The organism is Pseudomonas sp. 1D4, assembly GCF_001728925.1.
Lineage (GTDB): Bacteria > Pseudomonadota > Gammaproteobacteria > Pseudomonadales > Pseudomonadaceae > Metapseudomonas > Metapseudomonas otitidis.
The window spans coordinates 13,028-30,239 of record NZ_LXJQ01000033.1; the positions used below are offsets into that span (position 1 = coordinate 13,028).

Annotated in this window: 15 protein-coding genes; 1 reads left to right on the forward strand and 14 read right to left on the reverse strand. The window is 65.0% G+C overall.

Annotated features, from left to right (window positions below):
* Window positions 1–26: 26 nt before the first annotated feature.
* From purF to leuC, 14 genes are all read right to left on the reverse strand, one after another.
* A complete protein-coding gene (gene purF, locus A7D27_RS17005) occupies window positions 27–1,532 on the reverse strand; it encodes an amidophosphoribosyltransferase (protein ID WP_069562940.1) in 1,506 nt (501 codons plus the stop codon).
* A gap of 83 nt (window positions 1,533–1,615) precedes the next feature.
* A complete protein-coding gene (locus A7D27_RS17010) occupies window positions 1,616–2,128 on the reverse strand; it encodes a CvpA family protein (RefSeq protein ID WP_069562941.1) in 513 nt (170 codons plus the stop codon).
* A 94-nt stretch (window positions 2,129–2,222) separates the two neighbouring features.
* Window positions 2,223–2,873: an SPOR domain-containing protein gene (locus A7D27_RS17015; RefSeq protein ID WP_240920418.1), complete on the reverse strand. Its 651-nt coding sequence runs from the start codon at window positions 2,871–2,873 to the stop codon at window positions 2,223–2,225.
* A 15-nt stretch (window positions 2,874–2,888) separates the two neighbouring features.
* Window positions 2,889–4,166: a bifunctional tetrahydrofolate synthase/dihydrofolate synthase gene (folC, locus tag A7D27_RS17020; protein WP_069562943.1), complete on the reverse strand. Its 1,278-nt coding sequence runs from the start codon at window positions 4,164–4,166 to the stop codon at window positions 2,889–2,891.
* Entirely contained in the window at window positions 4,163–5,053 is an 891-nt protein-coding gene (gene accD, locus A7D27_RS17025) for an acetyl-CoA carboxylase, carboxyltransferase subunit beta (RefSeq protein WP_069562944.1), read from the reverse strand. Before accD ends, folC begins: the two co-directional genes overlap by 4 nt.
* A 269-nt stretch (window positions 5,054–5,322) precedes the next feature.
* On the reverse strand, window positions 5,323–5,946 hold the full coding sequence (locus A7D27_RS17030) for a phosphoribosylanthranilate isomerase (RefSeq protein WP_069565519.1): 624 nt from the start codon (window positions 5,944–5,946) through the stop codon (window positions 5,323–5,325).
* A gap of 58 nt (window positions 5,947–6,004) precedes the next feature.
* Window positions 6,005–6,865: a tRNA pseudouridine(38-40) synthase TruA gene (truA, locus tag A7D27_RS17035; protein WP_069562946.1), complete on the reverse strand. Its 861-nt coding sequence runs from the start codon at window positions 6,863–6,865 to the stop codon at window positions 6,005–6,007.
* Window positions 6,866–6,868: 3 nt separating this feature from the next.
* Entirely contained in the window at window positions 6,869–9,688 is a 2,820-nt protein-coding gene (locus tag A7D27_RS17040; protein ID WP_069565520.1) for a FimV/HubP family polar landmark protein, read from the reverse strand.
* A 152-nt stretch (window positions 9,689–9,840) separates the two neighbouring features.
* Window positions 9,841–10,845 (reverse strand): aspartate-semialdehyde dehydrogenase, encoded by a 1,005-nt coding sequence (locus A7D27_RS17045; RefSeq protein WP_069562965.1) that lies wholly within the window; start codon window positions 10,843–10,845, stop codon window positions 9,841–9,843.
* A 104-nt stretch (window positions 10,846–10,949) separates the two neighbouring features.
* Complete coding sequence (gene asd / locus A7D27_RS17050; RefSeq protein WP_069562948.1) at window positions 10,950–12,062, reverse strand: aspartate-semialdehyde dehydrogenase; 1,113 nt, start codon at window positions 12,060–12,062, stop codon at window positions 10,950–10,952.
* 57 nt (window positions 12,063–12,119) lie between these two features.
* Window positions 12,120–13,202, reverse strand: a complete 1,083-nt coding sequence (gene leuB / locus A7D27_RS17055; protein ID WP_069562966.1) for a 3-isopropylmalate dehydrogenase — start codon at window positions 13,200–13,202, stop codon at window positions 12,120–12,122.
* Window positions 13,203–13,253: 51 nt separating this feature from the next.
* The gene (locus A7D27_RS17060; protein WP_069565521.1) at window positions 13,254–14,018 is read right to left on the reverse strand and encodes a class I SAM-dependent methyltransferase; all 765 of its coding nucleotides are present in this window, start codon (window positions 14,016–14,018) and stop codon (window positions 13,254–13,256) included.
* 20 nt (window positions 14,019–14,038) lie between these two features.
* Entirely contained in the window at window positions 14,039–14,680 is a 642-nt protein-coding gene (gene leuD / locus A7D27_RS17065) for a 3-isopropylmalate dehydratase small subunit (RefSeq protein ID WP_044408667.1), read from the reverse strand.
* 11 nt (window positions 14,681–14,691) lie between these two features.
* Window positions 14,692–16,119, reverse strand: coding sequence for a 3-isopropylmalate dehydratase large subunit (gene leuC / locus A7D27_RS17070; protein WP_069562951.1), 1,428 nt, complete (start codon window positions 16,117–16,119; stop codon window positions 14,692–14,694).
* A gap of 205 nt (window positions 16,120–16,324) precedes the next feature.
* On the opposite strand from leuC, the gene A7D27_RS17075 reads away from it, so the two are divergent.
* The gene (locus A7D27_RS17075) at window positions 16,325–17,206 is read left to right on the forward strand and encodes a LysR family transcriptional regulator (protein WP_069562952.1); all 882 of its coding nucleotides are present in this window, start codon (window positions 16,325–16,327) and stop codon (window positions 17,204–17,206) included.
* The last annotated feature ends 6 nt before the right edge of the window (window positions 17,207–17,212 follow it).

The window sequence follows — 17,212 nt, forward strand, 5'->3', positions numbered from 1 at the left end:
AGGGCGTGGCCAGGGCCACGCCTGGCTCAGTTGTTGTACAGGTCGATGATGGCGCTGACCGCACTGGCCTTGACCTTGGCGAGGTCGTTACGGGCCTGTTCGATCTTGTCCAGATACTGCTCGTCGACGTCACCGGTGATGTACTGGCCGTCGAACACGGCACAGTCGAAGTGCTCGATCTTCACCTTGCCGCCGCCAACCGCTTCGATAAGGTCCGGCAAGTCCTGGTAGATCAGCCAGTCAGCACCGATCAGCTCGGCCACGTCCTCGGTTGTCCGGTTGTGGGCGATCAGTTCATGAGCACTCGGCATATCGATGCCGTAGACGTTGGGGTAGCGCACTGCCGGAGCAGCGGAACAGAAATAGACGTTCTTGGCGCCGGCTTCGCGGGCCATCTGGATGATCTGCTTGCAGGTGGTGCCGCGAACGATGGAGTCATCCACCAGCATCACGTTCTTGCCACGGAACTCCAGTTCGATCGCATTGAGTTTCTGGCGCACGGATTTCTTGCGCGCCGCCTGGCCCGGCATGATGAAGGTCCGACCGATGTAGCGGTTCTTCACGAAGCCTTCGCGGAACTTCACACCCAGATGGTTGGCCAGCTCCAAGGCTGCAGTGCGGCTGGTGTCCGGGATCGGGATGACCACATCGATGTCGTGATCAGGACGCTCGCGCTGGATCTTCTCGGCCAGTTTCTCGCCCATGCGCAGGCGCGCCTTGTAGACGGAGACGCCGTCGATGATGGAGTCCGGACGCGCCAGGTAGACATGTTCGAAGATGCACGGGGAGAGCTTCGGCGCCTTGGCGCACTGACGGGTGTAGAGTTTGCCTTCCTCGGTGATGTACACCGCCTCGCCCGGGGCAAGGTCACGGATCAGGGTGAAGCCAAGCACGTCCAGAGCCACGCTCTCGGACGCGATCATGTATTCCACGCCTTCGTCGGTGTGACGCTGGCCGAACACGATCGGACGGATGGCATTGGGGTCGCGGAAGCCGACGATGCCGTAGCCGGTGATCATCGCCACCACGGCATAGCCCCCCAGGCAGCGGTCATGCACGCCGGAGACGGCGGCGAACACATCTTCCTCGGTGGGTTGCAGCTTGCCGCGGTGGGCCAGCTCGTGGGCGAACACGTTGAGCAGCACTTCCGAGTCGGAGTTGGTGTTCACGTGGCGCAGGTCAGACTCGTAGATCTCCTTGGCCAGTTGCTCGACGTTGGTCAGGTTGCCGTTGTGCGCCAGGGTGATGCCGTAGGGCGAGTTGACGTAGAACGGCTGCGCCTCGGCGGAGCTGGAGGAACCAGCAGTGGGATAGCGCACATGACCGATGCCCATGTGGCCGACCAGGCGCTGCATGTGACGCTGCTGGAACACATCGCGCACCAGGCCGTTGTCCTTGCGCAGGAACAGGCGGCCGTCATGGCTGGTCACGATCCCGGCCGCATCCTGGCCGCGATGTTGGAGAACGGTGAGCGCGTCATACAGCGCCTGATTGACGTTCGACTTGCCGACGATACCGACGATGCCACACATGTGACGCAACCCCTGCTAGTAGTTCAGGCCAATACTGGGTGCCGCACGGGGTTTACCCGGGGTGGCGCCCTTCGTCTGGCAGCTCAGCCGGGTGGGCTGACGCTGCCGTTGAGCCACTGACCGGTCAGACCCAGGATCAGGTTCTTGGACCAGTCGGCGACCATGAGAAAGTGCGGCAGCAGCGTGGACTGCTGCCACCAAGGATCCTGTTGCACCGGCGCCAGGCTGAGCAGGCCGACCAGCACAACCACCAACAAGGCCCCGCGCGCTGCGCCGAAGACCATGCCGAGGAAGCGGTCGGTGCCGTCCATGCCGGTGACCCTGATCAGCTCGCCGATCAGGAAGTTGACCAACGCCCCTACCAACAGGGTAGCGATGAAGAGAATGGCGCAAGCCGCGATGACGCGAGCCGAGGGCATTTCGATGAATTCAGTGAGGTGCTGCGACAAAGCACCCCCGAACATCCAGGCGACCGCACCGGCGATGATCCAGGTGAGCAACGAGAGGGCTTCCTTGACGAAGCCGCGCTTCAGACTGATCAAGCTGGAAATGGCGATGACGGCGATGATCGCCCAATCGACCCAGGTGAATGCCACGTATGCAGCCCACGAACGGAAAAGGCGGGCATTTTAACAGAGGCCCTTGGCTCCGGTAACCCGCGAATCAGAAAGGTCCGACGGCGGCTGCGACTCAGCCCTTCTCCGGCTGGAAACGCACCACGAAGCCATTCAGCTTCTGCTGGCGGCTGAGGGCGTCGCGCAAGCGTTCAGCCTCGGCACGTTCGATCACCGGCCCGACGAAGACCCGGTTCATTCCGTCCGCGCTACGGATGTAGGCGTTGTAGCCCTGATTGCGCAGGGTCTTCTGCAGGTTCTCGGCACTGGCCCGATTGGACAGACTGGCCAACTGGATGGACCAACTGACGGGCAAGCCGTTGGGGTCCAGGCGCTTCTCCTCAACCCTCGTCGCAGGCTGCGTCGCAGCAGCCTGGGGTTGGGCCTGGACGACCGGAGAGGCTGCAACGGGTTGTGTCGGAGCCGGCTGCTGGCGCGGCGCCTGGCTGGGCGCCGGAACGGCGGGGGGCGTGGTAGGCACCTGAGCCACACCACCGTTGGCGTCCAGCGGGGGTACGGGCTCGTCCGGCAGGACCTGGGGCTCGGGGACCTGGACGCCCTCCAGCTCGGTCGGAGGCATGGCAGGCGCCTGGGGCATCGGCGGTGCTTCGACCTGCACCTGGCGCAACTCGTCCTCACGGGTGAACAGCATCGGCAGGAAGATCACGGCCAATGCCAGCAACACCACGGCGCCAACGATGCGTTGCTTGAGTCCCTTGTCCAGCACGGCTACCCCCAACTATCAAGCCTGCTGCGCGAGCCAGGCCAGGGCCTCGGCCACGCAATAGAACGATCCGAACACCAGGATTTCATCCCCCTCCCCGGCCTGTTCGCACTGCGCCTGCAGGGCGGCGACCACGGACTCATGGCCATGCACCCGAGCCCCCAGGGCATCGAGGGCGGCCTGCAGTTCGCCGGCCGGCCGGGAACGGGGCGACGGTAACGCAGTCACCGCCCAGTCCGCCAGATGCGCGTGCAGGGGGCGGAGCACACCGTCGAGGTCCTTGTCCGCAAGCAGACCGAACACCGCCAGTCTGCGGCCAGCCACAGGCCGCGCAACCAGACGCCCGGCGAGGAATTCGGCGGCATGGGGGTTGTGTCCGACATCCAGCACCAGGGAGACATGCTTGCCTTGCCACAGGATGTTGCGGCGCTCGAGTCGGCCACTCACCCGGGTAGCTGACAGGGCCTGCACCAGGCGCTCGGGCTGCCAGGGCAGGCCAAGCAGTGCATAGGCCTGCAATGCGAGGGACGCATTCTCCTGGGGCAGATCCAGCAAAGGCAGGTCGTGCAAGTACAGCAACTCGCCGGACAGCGAGCAGCCACGCCAGTGCCAGCTCTGCTCGGCCTCGGCCAGGTCGAAGTCGCGCCCGCGTACCAGCAACGGTGCACCGATCTCGGCAGCCCGGCCCAGCAGGGGCTCCGGCGGGTCGAGATCGCCACAAACGGCGGGTTTGCCCGGACGGAAGATGCCGGCCTTCTCGAAGGCCACGCTTTCACGGGTGTCGCCGAGCCAGTCGGCATGGTCGATGCCAATACTGGTGACAAGTGCCAGGTCGGCATCGGCCAGGTTCACGGCGTCGAGCCGTCCGCCCAGGCCGACTTCCAGCACCACGGCATCCAGGGCTCGGCGCTGGAACAGCCAGAAGGCCGCCAGGGTGCCCATCTCGAAATAGGTCAGGGTGATATCGCCACGCGCCGCTTCGACTGCGGCGAAGGCGTCACAAAGCGCCTCATCGCTGGCCATACCATCGTCGAACTGGACGCGCTCGTTATAGCGCAGCAGGTGCGGCGAGCTGTAGACCCCGACGCGCAGCCCCTGGCTACGCAACAGCGCAGCCAGGAATGCACAGGTGGAACCCTTGCCGTTGGTGCCGGTGACGGTGATCACCTTGGGGGCAAGCTGCCCGATACCCAGGCGCTCGGCCACCTGCCGGCTGCGCTCCAGCCCCATGTCGATGGCGCTGGGGTGGAGGTGTTCGAGGTAATCGAGCCAGTCGGCGAGGGTTCTCTGGGTCATGCAGTGGCCGGTACGGGAGTGGGTACGGGAGACGGCAGGTTCTGGAACTGGGCGAGCAGGCGCGACAGGCGGCTGCGCAGTTCCTGGCGGGGGATGATCATGTCGATGGCGCCATGCTCCAGCAGGAACTCGCTGCGCTGGAAGCCTTCAGGCAGTTTCTCGCGCACGGTCTGCTCGATCACGCGCGGGCCGGCGAAGCCGATCAGGGCCTTGGGTTCACCGACGATCACATCGCCCAGCATGGCCAGGCTGGCAGACACGCCGCCGTAGACCGGGTCGGTCAGCACGGAGATGAAGGGAATGCCCTCTTCGCGCAGGCGCGCCAGGACGGCGGAGGTCTTGGCCATCTGCATCAGGGAGATCAGCGCCTCCTGCATGCGCGCGCCACCGGAGGCGGAGAAGCACACCAGCGGGCAGCGCTTCTCCAGCGCAACGTTGGCAGCACGCACGAAACGCTCACCGACGATGGCCCCCATGGAACCGCCCATGAAGGAGAATTCGAAGGCGCAGGCCACGATGGGGTTGCCTTCGAGGCTGCCGCTCATGGCAATCAGGGCATCCTTTTCACCGGTGTCCTTCTGCGCGGCGGCCAGGCGGTCCTTGTACTTCTTGCTGTCACGGAACTTCAGGCGATCCACTGGTTCGAGGTCGGCGCCCAGTTCTTCCCGGCCTTCGGCATCGAGGAAGATGTCCAGGCGGGTGCGCGCATCGATGCGCATGTGGTGGTCGCACTTGGGACAGACATTCAGGGTCTTCTCGAGCTCGGGCTTGTACAGCACGGCGTCGCAGGACGGGCACTTGTGCCAGAGGCCTTCGGGTACCGAGCTCTTCTTAACTTCGGAACGCATGATCGAAGGGATCAGCTTGTCTACCAGCCAGTTGCTCATGCTCTCGTTCTCCATAGCTTCAGGCCCGAACACACGCTAGCGGCTCGAAGCGCTGCGCCTGTTCCTGAGCGAAATCAAATTCATGGCCGGGTTCGCCCCGACCGCTGCCGTCCACGCCAATGAAACGTGCCAGCAGCACCTGGTTTCGGCCCGGCTCGCGGCGCTCCCGGGGAGCGTCCGAGCGGACAACTGGGTTATGGACGGCAGCCCGCTCGCCGTCGTCACATCCAGTCGAACGCCTCCGCTCGACACGGTGAGGGGAAAGACGATCATGCGGCAGTGCGCACGGCATCGATGAAGGCCCGGATCAGTACTGGGTCCTTGATGCCCTTGGCCGCTTCGACCCCACCACTGACATCGACGGCATAAGGGCGCACACGGCGGATGGCCTCAGCGACGTTGCCGGGAGTCAGGCCACCGGCGAGCACCACCGGGCGGGACGGCGCACTGGGCACCAGGCTCCAGTCGAAGGCCTCGCCTGTGCCGCCAGGCGTGCCGGGCACGTGGGTGTCCAGCAGAACGCCGGATGCATCCGAGTAACGTTCGATCAGCGCCGGGACATCATCACCGGGACGGATACGCAGGGCCTTGAGATAGGGGCGCCCATGGCGCCGGCACACATCCGGCGATTCGTCGCCATGGAACTGCAGCAGGTCGAGGGGTACCGTCGCCAGCACGCTGTCCAGCTCTTCCCCCGGCATGTCGACGAACAATCCGACCGTCGTCACGAAGGGCGGCAGAGCGGAGATGATCACCCTTGCCTGCTCTGCGGTCACGGCTCGGGGGCTGGGTGCATAGAACACCAGCCCGATGGCATCGGCACCCGCGGCGACAGCCGCCAGGGCGTCCTCGACACGGGTGATGCCACAGATTTTGACGCGAACGGTAGACAACGTGCAGACACCTGCTGGGCAAAAAGTTGCTGGATGGTAGCAAAGGTCTGCTACAGCGTCAGCTTGCGTCTTCCGGCATCCAGGAAAGGAAATGCGGCCCCAGGTAACGCTTGGGAAGCTCGAACTCCTCCGGGTATTCCACCTCTACCAGGTAGAGCCCATAGGGGTGCGCGGTGACACCGCCGGTACGCCGGCAGCGGCTCTCGAGGATTTCCTGTGCCCACGCCGGCGAACGCTCCCCAGCACCGATGGCCATGAGCACGCCGGCGAAGTTGCGCACCATGTGATGGAGGAAGGCATTGGCCCGAACGTCCAGCACGATGAAACGGCCATGCTCATGGATCTGCAGGTGATGGACCGTCTTCACCGGCGACTTGGCCTGACACTGTTTGGCACGGAACGAGGTGAAGTCGTGGGTGCCCACCAGGTAGGCAGCCGCCTCGCGCATACGCTCGACGTCAAGCGGGCGATGGTTCCAGGTCACCTCTTCGGCCATGTGGGCCGGGCGGATCGGGTCACTGTAGATGACGTAGCGATAGCGCCGCGCCATGGCGCTGAAGCGCGCATCGAAATGCGCGGGCATGGCCTGGGCCCAGGTGACACTGATATCGCCGGGGAGATTCATGTTCGCGCCCATGGTCCAGGCATGCATGGAGCGCGGGACCGGCGCATCGAAATGCACGACCTGTCCGCTGGCGTGAACCAGCGCATCGGTCCGGCCTGCGCAACTCAGGGTGATGGGATGCCCGCCAGCCACCTTGGTCAGCGCCTTTTCCAGGGATTCCTGGATGGACGGCACCCCGGCGATCTGACGCTGGAAGCCACGGTAGCGGGAACCCTTGTACTCAACGCCAAGGGCGATTCTGGAAATGCCAACGGCAGCCTTTTCGGCTGCCGTTGCGGGTACTGCTTGTGTCATGGATCAACTGATACGGGCGATCAGGTCGCGCGCTTCCTGTTGCTGGGTTTCGCTGCCTTCGGTCAATACCTCGTCGAGGATGTCGCGAGCACCTTCGGTGTCGCCCATGTCGATGTAGGCACGCGCCAGGTCGAGCTTGGTGGAGGTTTCGTCGGTTCCCGAAAGGAAATCGAAGTCATCATCCCCTTCCAGTTCCGCAGCAGGCGCTGCGACTTCAGGGGCCGGTGCCGGGATGGGAGCCTCCTCAGCCGGCTGGTCGAGGCTCTCGGCGAGCTGATCCAGTTCGGCGGTGACTTCATCCAGCTTGGCGGCGAAGCTGTCCGTCTGCGGCTCGGCGTGTGCCGAATCTTCAGGCATGGACAGGTCGAAGTCGGAAGGCAGGTCGAAGTCACTGGTTTCAAGCTTGGTGGGCTCGGCAGTGGCCGGCAGGTCATCGTCCAAGCTCAGCAGGAAGTCGTCTTCCGTGACAGCGGAGGGCTTGGCGTCTTCGTCCAGGTCCAGGCTGAAATCAGCCAGGTCGTCCCCCAGGGCGAGGTTGTCATCAGCCAGCGGCTTGCTGTCGAGGTCCAGGTCAAAGCCAAGGTCATCATCGGCAGCGGCTGGGCTGGAGGCCGGCAGGTCGAGGCTCAGGTCGGCATCCAGGTCCAGGTCGTCGAGGCTGGGCAGGGACTCTTCGGCAGAAGAACGGGCTGCAGGCGCCGCATCCAGCTCGTCGTCGAGACTCAGGTCGAAGGCATCATCCAGGTCCTGCGGCTTCTGGGCCGGTGCAGCCGGTTCGTCCAAGGTCAGATCGTCGAGGCTGAAGCTGTCCAGATCATCTGCAGCAGAGGCAGCGGCGAAACCCGCACCAGCGGCTGCCACGGCAGCCATGGCCGGGTAGCGGGACTTGAGCAGATCCACGTCGGCCTGGGCGCCACCGATCTCACGCAGCTCGCCTTCCTGGCGTGCGAAACCGTCACGATCACCCAGTTCGGCGTAGACCTCCATCAGCTTCAGGCGCAGATCTGCGCGCTGAGGCTCGTCGTTGATGGCGTTCTGCAGCAGCTCGGCAGCCTGGTTGAAGCGACCGTAGGCGATATAGATGTCGGCCTCGCTGAGGGCATCTCCGGTTTGGGCGGTGACGCGCTCTTCAGCGGCAGACTGAGTCGCGACGGCAGGCGCCGCAGCGGGCTCGACATCAAAGCCGGAGAACGCATTGTCCTGCAGGTCGAGGTCACTGTCTGCGCTGGCTTCGCCATCCTGGCCAGCCAAGCTGTTCTGCAGCTCGGCCTCCTTCATGGCGTTGCGGCGGGAAAGGATCATCAGCACCACCAGCAGCACCAGCAGCGCACTACCGCCAATGATCCCCAGCAGCATGGTGTTGCCCATCAGCTCGTCGAGGAAGCTCGGCTGCTCGGCCTCGACCGGGGGAACCGGCGCAGGAGTCGGGGCCGGGGCCGGCTGGGCAGCGGGCTTCTCAACGGCTTCAGCCGGCTCTGTGGCCGGCTGCTCGTTCTGGGTCTGGCTGGCCGCATCGGGTGCGGCCGGCTCCTGATTGTAGTTGTAGTCCGGCGCGGCGCCGGCCGGCGGAGTCGCCGGGGCGCCCGCCTCGGCGGGCGCCTGGGGCTGCGGCGCAGGTGCAGGCTGTTCGGCAGCGGGGGCCGGCGCGGGAGCAGGCGCTGCCGGAGCGGCGGCCTCGGGCTTCTTGGACAGGTCGCCCTGCATCTTGGCGAGCTGGTCGTCCTTGAGCTGGATCAGGCGCTGCAGCTTATCGAGCTGGCTTTGCAGATCCGTCATCCGGCTCTTCAGTTCTTCGTTCTCGCGGCGGGTGGTGTCCAGGCTTTCCTGGGTAACCGCCAGTTTCTCGGCCAGGGCCTTGGCGTTACCGTTGGCGGCACCTTTATCGCTGCCAACAGTTGCCTTGCCGCTCTCGGCGGATACCAGACGCAGACTGTCCTTGCTCTCGACCTTGGCCGGAGCGGCGCCTGCGGTCGAGCGCTTGGTAGCATCCAGCTGGCGCTGACCAGCGGTATCGGCTACGGCACCGCCGCTGCGCCAGGCAGCATTCTGGGCGGCGACCTGGGCAATTGCCTCGGACTGGGAACGGCTGGCGATCTGCTGCTCGGTCGGCATGCGCAGGACCTGGCCACTCTTCAGACGGTTGATGTTGCCGCCGACGAAGGCGTCGGGGTTCAGGTCCTGGATGGCCAGCATGGCCTGGTGGACGCTGCCACTGGCGCGATTGCGCTGGGCGATGTCCCACAGGGTGTCCTTGCTGGTGGTTCGGTAGTCACCGCCCCCCGCAACCTTGCTGCTGGCAGCAGCCGGCGCTGAAGACGGGGCCTGTGTAGCAGAAGCAGAGGCTCGCGAAGCTGTCGGGCGAGCCTTCTGAGCCGGCGCGGTGGCGGCCAGCGCAGGTGCAACAGCGGCGGTTTCAGGCGAGTAGGCCGGCGGATCGAGCAGCAGGGTGTACTCACGCAGCAGACGCCCATTGGGCCATAGCACTTCCACCAGGAAGTTGAGATAAGGCTCGCGCACCGGCTTGCTGGAAGTCACGCGCACCACACTCTTACCGTTGGGCTTGAGTACAGGCGTGAACTTGAGGTCAGTGAGGAAGTACTGGCGATCAACGCCAGCCTTGCCGAACTCTTCGGCGGAGGCGAGGCTGGGAACGACTTCGCTGGACGACAGATCGCGGACGTCGAGCAACTCGATCTCAGCATCCAGCGGCTGGTTCAATGCAGACTTGAGAGTGACTTCACCCAGTCCGAGGGCATGTGCCATGCCGGAAGACAGAGCCGAAGCTGCCGCAATTGCCAGTACCAGTTTGCGAACCCGAACCATAGCGTAATCCCTTGTTTTATCTTTTCTTCTCGCTCGAACGAGAGGGTAATTGATCGCCGCCACAACGCGCGCTTGGCGCTTCCCCGCCAGCGATCAACCAGATCAGTATTGTCAAGCTAGAAAAGTACTTCAAATTTTCAGGTAAGTATCTTTTACAGATAGTGTTTTATCAACAACTCGCCAGACTGTATGGCATTGAGCGCAGCGCCTTTTCGCACATTATCTGACGCAATCCACAAATTGAGTTGACGCGGGTCTTCCAGGCCCTTTCTAACGCGGCCGACGTAGATCACATCCTGCCCAACAGCGTCACCTACTGCCGTGGGGTAGTCGCCCAACTCGACGCACTCCAGTACATCGGCACCTTCAAGTGCAGCGTTAACGGCATCAAGGTCAACGTCCCTAGCGGACTGGATGCTGACACTCAGGCTGTCGCCAAAGAACACCGGCGCCAGAATGCAGGTCGCCGCGATATCCAGCCCGGGCGAAGCGAGAACTTCTTTCAATTCCCGTGCCAGACGCCGCTCAAGCGGCGCATGCCCTTCACCATCCACCGCATCGGGCTGAGCGAGGATGTTGAAGGCCACTTGCCGATCGAAGAAGCGCGGCTCCAAGGGGCGCGCGTTGAGCAACTCGGCTGTCTGGCGGGCCAGTTCATTCACGCCCTCGCGCCCCCGGCTGGATACCGAGAGGCACGCCGTCACACAGACGCGCTCAGGCGTCAGGACCTCCCCCAACGGCGCGAGCACACTAGCAAGCGCGACGGCAGAGGGGCTGGGGCTGATCAGCGCGAACGGGGCCTGCAACTGCGCCAGGGCCGAGTCGTTGGCCCCTGCGACCAGGGCCACGCCCTGCTCCAGCGCTCCGGACAGGTCGATCACCGAGCATCCGGCCTGCAACGCGCGCGACGCAAAGCTGCGGGTAACGGCCTCTCCAGCGGCAAAGAAGGCCAGGCGGACACGGGCGAAATCGAATTCGGCGACATCCCGCACGCGCAGGTTCTTGCCGCGAAACGGCACGGAGGCGCCAGCAGACTCGATGCTGGCCAGAAGATGCAGGGTGGATACGGGGAACTCGCGCTCCTCGAGGAGCTGGACGAGGGTTTCGCCGACGGTGCCGGTGGCGCCGATCACGGCGATTTCAAGGGACGGGCTCATGGTCATTGCCTATGGCGAAACGGGGAGCGGCACTTTAACCGTCACCCCGTATGCAGGCAATCGGACCGATTGGCGCGGGCGAGCCCCGCCCGCGCCAGGTTCGATCAACGCTCCAGCAGGATGCGCAGCATACGGCGTAGCGGCTCAGCGGCGCCCCATAGCAACTGGTCGCCCACGGTGAAGGCCCCCAGGTACTGCGACCCCATGTTCAGCTTGCGCAGGCGGCCGACGGGGACCGACAGAGTGCCGGTCACGGCAGTTGGCGTCAGCTCACGCATGCTGATCTCGCGCTGGTTCGGCACCAGCTTGACCCAGGGGTTGTGCTGGCTGATCAGCCCTTCGATATCGGCGATCGGCACGTCCTTGTTCAGCTTGATGGTGAGCGCCTGGCTGTGGCAGCGCATGGCACCGATGCGCACGCAGATGCCATCCACCGGGATCGGGCTCTTGAAGCGCCCGAGGATCTTGTTGGTCTCGGCCTGGCCTTTCCATTCCTCGCGGCTCTGGCCGTTGGGCAGTTCCTTGTCGATCCAGGGGATCAGGCTGCCGGCCAGCGGTACGCCGAAGTTCTCAGTGGGGAAGGCTTCGCCGCGCATGGTCTCGGCGACCTTGCGGTCGATGTCGAGGATGGCGCTGGCGGGGTTGGCCAGGTCATCGGCGACAGCTGCGTGGGTGGCGCCCATCTGCTTGATCAGCTCACGCATGTTCTGCGCGCCGGCGCCCGAGGCCGCCTGGTAGGTCATGGCGCTCATCCACTCCACCAGGCCGGCTTCGAATAGGCCGCCCAATGCCATCAGCATCAGGCTGACGGTGCAGTTGCCGCCGATGTAGTTCTTGGTGCCGGCGTCCAGGGAATGGTCGATGACCCTGCGGTTCACCGGGTCGAGAACGATGACCGCGTCATCCTGCATCCGCAGGCTGGAGGCCGCATCGATCCAGTAGCCGTTCCAACCCGCTTCGCGCAGCTTGGGGAAGACCTCGTTGGTGTAGTCGCCGCCCTGGCAGGTCAGGATCACGTCGAGGGTCTTCAGCTCTTCGATGCTGTAGGCATCCTTCAGCGGGGCAATGTCCTTGCCGACCGCCGGGCCCTGCCCACCGACGTTGGAGGTGGTGAAGAACACCGGCTCGATCAGGTCGAAGTCCCGCTCCTCAAGCATCCGCTGCATGAGCACCGAACCCACCATGCCGCGCCAACCGATCAGACCTACACGCTTCATGACAACTGCACCTTTCAGGAAAAAAGTGGGCCGCTGCCGCGCAGCGGGCCCGACAGATTACAGATTACGCAGGGCCTCGACCACTGCATCGCCCATGGCCTGGGTACCGACCTTGGTCGTGCCCGGGGAGTGGATGTCACCGGTGCGCAGGCCCTGGTCCAGCACGCGGCTCACGGCCTGTTCGATGGCATCGGCGGCGGCGCCTTGGTTGAAGCTGTAGCGCAGCATCATCGACACCGAGAGGATGGTCGCCAGCGGGTTGGCGATGCCCTGGCCGGCGATGTCCGGTGCGGAGCCGTGGCAGGGTTCGTACATGCCCTTGTTGTTGGCGTCCAGGGAGGCGGACGGCAGCATGCCGATGGAGCCGGTGAGCATGGAGGCCTCGTCGGAAAGGATGTCGCCGAACATGTTGTCGGTGACCATCACGTCGAACTGCTTCGGCGCCCGCACCAGTTGCATGGCAGCGTTGTCGACGTACATGTGGCTGAGCTCGACGTCCGGGTAGTCCTTGGCCACTTCCTCCACCACCTCGCGCCACAGCTGGCTGGAGGCGAGGACGTTGGCCTTGTCCACCGAGCAGAGCTTCTTGCCGCGCACGCGGGCCATGTCGAAGCCGACACGGGCGATGCGGCGGATCTCGCTCTCGCTGTACGGCAGGGTGTCATAGGCCTGGCGCTCGCCATTCTCCAGCACGCGCTGCTCACGGGGCTGGCCGAAATAGATGCCGCCGGTCAGCTCGCGGACGATGAGGATGTCCAGCCCGGCGACCACTTCCGGCTTGAGGCTGGACGCTTCAGCCAGTTGCGGATAAAGGATGGCCGGACGCAGGTTGGCGAAAAGGCCCAGTTGCGAGCGGATCTTCAGCAGGCCGCGCTCCGGGCGGATGTCACGCTCGATCTTGTCCCATTTCGGGCCGCCCACGGCGCCCAGCAGCACGGCATCGGCCTTGCGGGCGCGCTCCAGGGTCTCGTCGGCCAGGGGCACACCGTGCTTGTCGATGGCGGCGCCGCCGATCACGTCGTGCACCAGTTCGAAGCCCAGTTGGTACTTGTCGTTGGCCACTTCGAGCACCTTGACCGCCTCGGCCATGATCTCCGGGCCGATGCCGTCACCGGGGAGAACCAGAATCTGCTTGCTCATGCTTTCCTCGTCATTCATCTATCGGCGCCTCGGCGCCGGGGTGTTCAGTGTTCAGCGCTCGGCCCAGAGCACCAGCACATCGGTGCTGAAGGAGCCGTCCGCTGCAATCTCGAAATAGTCGCGCACCTCATCGCCCACCGAGCGCTGCAACGCCAGGATCGCCTCGCGGAATACGTCCGGCGTGCGCATGCGCTCGATCCAGGTGGCGAACTCCAGGCGCAGGCGCTGCCGCTTGGAGGCGGTCAGTACCAGCCCGGCCTCGCCGACCAGCCGGGCCCATTCGGAGGGCGAATAATCGCGCACATGGCTGGTGTCGCGCAGCACTTCCACCGTCTGCAGGTGGGTATCCAGCAACGGCAGGCCGGGGGCGACCACATCGATGAAGCACGCCGCGCCGCCCGGGCGCAGGACCCGACGCACCTCGCGCAGGGCCTGGCCGACGTCCCGCCAGTGGTGGGCGGAATAGCGGCTGAAGACATAGTCGAACGCCTGGTCATCGAACGGCAGGCGCTCGGCAACCCCCTGCTGGGTGCGGATGTTGTCCAGCCCGCGCTCGGCGGCCGTGCGGGCGACCACGTCCAGCATCTGGGCGGACAGGTCGTAGGCCACCACCTCGTCGCAGAACTCGGCGACCTGGAAGCTCACATGACCGGCACCACAGCCCAGGTCGAGCACCCGGGCGCCGGCGTCAGCCGCCACCGTCTCGCGCAGCAGGACGAACTCCTCGCCCTGGGCGTGAACGGCACTGTTCAGATAGGCGGTGGCCTGGCTGCCGAACTGGCGCTGGACCACATCCTCGTGCTGGCTGGCGGTCATGGTGAGCCTCCTCTGGCTGATCAGCCCTGGAACAACCAGGGCTGGCGCTGGCGATAGCCGGCTTCGAAGGTGCGAATGGCATCGGCGTCCTGCAGGGTCAGGCCGATGTCGTCGAGACCGTTCAGCAGGCAATGCTTGCGGAAGGCGTCCACCTCGAAGGCATAGGACTTGCCATCCGGACGGGTCACGGTCTGGGCCGCCAGGTCGACGGTCAGCTGGTAGCCCTCGGTGGCCTCGCACTGCTCGAACAGCTCATCCATCTCTTCATCTTTCAGCACGATCGGCAGCAGGCCGTTCTTGAAGCTGTTGTTGAAGAAGATGTCGGCGAAGCTCGGCGCGATGACCGCGCGGAAGCCGTACTCATCCAGTGCCCAGGGGGCGTGCTCGCGGGAGGAGCCGCAGCCGAAGTTCTCGCGGGCCAGCAGCACGCTGGCGCCCTGGTAGCGCGGGAAGTTGAGCACGAAGTCCTTGTTCACCGGGCGCTTGGAGTTGTCCTGGTTGGGCTGGCCCACGTCCAGGTAGCGCCACTCGTCGAACAGGTTGGGGCCGAAGCCGGTGCGCTTGATCGACTTGAGGAATTGCTTGGGGATGATCTGGTCGGTGTCGACGTTGGCGCGATCGAGCGGGCAGACCAGGCCGGTGTGTTGGGTAAAGGCTTTCATGACTCTGCTCCTCAGGCCTGCATCAATTCACGGACGTCGATGAAATGGCCGGTCACCGCAGCGGCGGCGGCCATGGCCGGGCTCACCAGGTGGGTACGGCCGCCCGCGCCCTGGCGCCCTTCGAAGTTGCGGTTGGAGGTGGAGGCGCAATGCTCGCCACTTTCCAGCCGGTCCGGGTTCATCGCCAGGCACATGGAGCAGCCCGGCTCACGCCATTCGAAGCCGGCCTCGATGAAGATCTTGTCCAGCCCTTCCTGCTCGGCCTGGGCCTTGACCAGGCCGGAGCCCGGCACCACCAGCGCCTGCTTGACGGTGGATGCGACCTTGCGGCCCTTGGCGACGGCGGCGGCGGCACGCAGGTCTTCGATCCGCGAGTTGGTGCAGGAACCGATGAACACGCGATCCAGGCGGATGTCGGTGATCGCTTGGTTGGCGTTCAGGCCCATGTACTTGAGCGCGCGGACAATGGAGTCGCGCTTGACCGGGTCGGCTTCGACGGCCGGGTCCGGCACGTTCTGGTCGACGGCCAGGACCATCTCCGGCGAGGTGCCCCAACTGACCTGGGGCTTGATGTCCTCGGCACGCAGCTCGACCACGGTGTCGAAGTGGGCGTCGGCATCAGATACCAGGTCCTTCCAGGCGACCACGGCCTTGTCCCAGTCAGCGCCCTTCGGCGCGAAGGGTCGACCCTCGACGTAGGCAACGGTCTTCTCGTCCACCGCCACCATGCCGACGCGGGCACCGGCTTCGATGGCCATGTTGCAGAGGGTCATGCGGCCCTCCATGGAGAGATCGCGGATCGCGCTGCCGGCGAACTCCAGCGCATGGCCGTTGCCACCGGCGGTGCCGATCTTGCCGATCACGGCGAGGACGATGTCCTTGGCCGTGACGCCGAAGGGCAACTGGCCCTCCACGCGAACCTGCATGTTCTTCATCTTCTTGGCCACCAGGCACTGGGTAGCGAGCACATGCTCCACCTCGGAGGTGCCGATGCCGTGGGCCAGAGCGCCGAACGCACCGTGGGTGGAGGTGTGGGAGTCGCCGCAGACCACGGTCATGCCCGGCAGGGTGGCGCCCTGCTCCGGCCCGACCACGTGGACGATGCCCTGGCGCACGTCGTTCATCTTGAATTCGAGGATGCCGAAGTCATCGCAGTTCTCGTCCAGGGTCTTGACCTGGATGCGCGACACCTCGTCGGCGATAGCCTCGAGGCCACCCTTGCGCTCGGCGGTGGTGGTGGGGACGTTGTGGTCCGGGGTGGCGATGTTGGCATCGATGCGCCACGGCTTGCGACCGGCCAGGCGCAGGCCCTCGAAGGCCTGGGGCGAGGTCACCTCGTGGAGGATGTGACGGTCGATGTAGATGAGCGACGAACCATCGTCGCGGCGCTTCACCTCATGCAATTCCCAGAGCTTGTCGTAGAGCGTCTTGCCAGCCATCGGACTTTCCTCATCGGCGTGTTTCTATGCGGGGGCTCTGCAAAGGCCCCTTGGCTCGTGTGGGGATGCTAGGGGCTTGCATTGAATAACTCAAATTCATATTTTTTATCCGAAGGATTCCTGACAGGAATCCAAAACCCGGAAGCCGACAGGCACCGGAATACGCCCGCGATGCATCTGCCGTCGCCGCCAGGAGCCGATACCGATGGACCTCGCCAGCCTCAATGCCTTTATCGCCATCGCCGAGACCGGCAGCTTCTCCGAAGCCGGTGAGCGCCTGCACCTCACCCAGCCGGCCGTGAGCAAGCGCATCGCCTCACTGGAGCAGCAACTGAACGTCCGCCTGTTCGACCGCCTGGGTCGCGAGGTGGGGCTGACGGAAGCCGGGCGCGCCCTCCTCCCCCGCGCCTACCAGATCCTCAACGTGCTGGACGATACCCGCCGCGCACTGAGCAACCTGTCCGGCGACATCAGCGGTCGGCTCACCCTGGCCACCAGCCACCACATCGGCCTGCATCGTTTGCCGCCGCTGCTACGTGCCTTCACCCGCGCCTACCCGCAGGTGGCGCTGGACATCCAGTTCCTCGACTCCGAAGTGGCCTATGAGGAGATCCTTCACGGCCGCGCCGAGCTGGCGGTGATCACCCTGGCCCCGGAGACCGCCGACCCGGTCCAGGCCGTGCCGGTGTGGGACGACGCCCTCGACTTCGTCGCCGCCCCCGAACACCCGCTGGCCCGCGACAAGACCATCTTCCTCGCCGACGTCGCCAAGCACCCGGCGGTGTTCCCCGGCGGCAACACCTTCACCCACCACATCGTCCGCCGCCTGTTCGAGGCGGAAGGCCTGACGCCGAACATCGCCATGAGCACCAACTACCTGGAGACCATCAAGATGATGGTTTCCATCGGCCTGGCCTGGAGCGTGCTGCCGCGCACCATGCTCGACGAGCAGGTGGTGCGCCTGCCGCTGCAGGACATCCAACTGAGCCGTCAGCTCGGCTATATCTTCCATACCGACCGCACCCTCTCCAACGCCGCCCGGGCTTTCATGGTCCTGCTGGATGGGCAGCGCGCCCCGCTTGCCTGATCCGGG

Excerpts from the sequence above, each read along its gene's own strand:
- purF (WP_069562940.1), bottom strand. The coding sequence starts at position 1,532 with ATGTGTGGCATCGTCGGTATCGTCGGCAAGTCGAACGTCAATCAGGCG.
- folC (WP_069562943.1), bottom strand. The coding sequence starts at position 4,166 with ATGACCCAGAGAACCCTCGCCGACTGGCTCGATTACCTCGAACACCTC.
- accD (WP_069562944.1), bottom strand. The coding sequence starts at position 5,053 with ATGAGCAACTGGCTGGTAGACAAGCTGATCCCTTCGATCATGCGTTCC.
- truA (WP_069562946.1), bottom strand. The coding sequence starts at position 6,865 with ATGACACAAGCAGTACCCGCAACGGCAGCCGAAAAGGCTGCCGTTGGC.
- A7D27_RS17040 (WP_069565520.1), bottom strand. The coding sequence starts at position 9,688 with ATGGTTCGGGTTCGCAAACTGGTACTGGCAATTGCGGCAGCTTCGGCT.
- A7D27_RS17045 (WP_069562965.1), bottom strand. The coding sequence starts at position 10,845 with ATGAGCCCGTCCCTTGAAATCGCCGTGATCGGCGCCACCGGCACCGTC.
- asd (WP_069562948.1), bottom strand. The coding sequence starts at position 12,062 with ATGAAGCGTGTAGGTCTGATCGGTTGGCGCGGCATGGTGGGTTCGGTG.
- leuB (WP_069562966.1), bottom strand. The coding sequence starts at position 13,202 with ATGAGCAAGCAGATTCTGGTTCTCCCCGGTGACGGCATCGGCCCGGAG.
- A7D27_RS17060 (WP_069565521.1), bottom strand. The coding sequence starts at position 14,018 with ATGACCGCCAGCCAGCACGAGGATGTGGTCCAGCGCCAGTTCGGCAGC.
- leuD (WP_044408667.1), bottom strand. The coding sequence starts at position 14,680 with ATGAAAGCCTTTACCCAACACACCGGCCTGGTCTGCCCGCTCGATCGC.
- leuC (WP_069562951.1), bottom strand. The coding sequence starts at position 16,119 with ATGGCTGGCAAGACGCTCTACGACAAGCTCTGGGAATTGCATGAGGTG.
- A7D27_RS17075 (WP_069562952.1), top strand. The coding sequence starts at position 16,325 with ATGGACCTCGCCAGCCTCAATGCCTTTATCGCCATCGCCGAGACCGGC.